Origin of the sequence: Mitsuaria sp. WAJ17 (assembly GCF_014174515.1) — a bacterium.
In the GTDB taxonomy this organism is placed as follows: Bacteria; Pseudomonadota; Gammaproteobacteria; order Burkholderiales; family Burkholderiaceae_C; genus Roseateles_B.
Genome location: NZ_JACJUG010000101.1, coordinates 1 through 658, shown reverse-complemented (window position 1 = coordinate 658; position 658 = coordinate 1). Strand labels below are relative to the sequence as shown.

The 658-nt window shown below is 71.3% G+C and carries 1 protein-coding gene; it reads right to left on the bottom strand.

Translation table 11 applies throughout. From position 1 onward, the window contains the following. The coding region (locus H5407_RS23555) for a condensation domain-containing protein (RefSeq protein WP_220800769.1) at positions 1 to 658 on the bottom strand (658 nt) is incomplete at both ends.

Sequence of the window (658 nt, the reverse complement as noted above, 5' to 3'; positions counted from 1 at the left end):
TCCACATCGCCCAGTTGCTCGCGGAAGTAGGCCTCGTGTTGGGCGGGTGTCAGCCCCAGCCGGGCCTGCGCCACGTAGTTGCGGAAGGGCTGTGCGGGGGGCAAGTCCTGACCCCGGTCGCTCAGCAACAGGGCGATCTCCTGCTGCAGCACGTCCAGCGCCTGGTGGTCCACCGCCAGGTGATGCACCAGCAGCACCATCAGCCAGCTGGAGCGGCCCGGTTCGCGCAGCGTGCGCACCTGCATCATCGGTGCCTGCTGCAGTGACAGGCGCAGCCCGCGTGGGTCGCTGTGCTGCAGCAGGGCTTGCAGCGCCTCATCGCCCTGCGAGTCCTCGCCCAGGCCCAGGTCGGCGGCCTCCAGGGCCAGGACCGGCAGCGGGGCTTCGCGCTGCACCAGTTGCACCGGCTCGTCCAAGCCCTCCCAGTGCAGCGCGGTGCGCAGCACGTCATGGCGGCGCAGCCCCTGGCGCAGCGCGTCCAGGTAGCGCTGCAGCCGGGCCTCGCCGTCGAAGCGCAGCACCGCGCGCAGTAGGTACACATCGCCCTGGGTCGCCATCAGGTGGTGGAACAGCATGCCTTCCTGCAGCGGGGCCAGGGGGTAGATGTCCTGCACATTGGCGGCGCCGCCGGGCACGCGGGCCACGAGGGCGTCCAGCT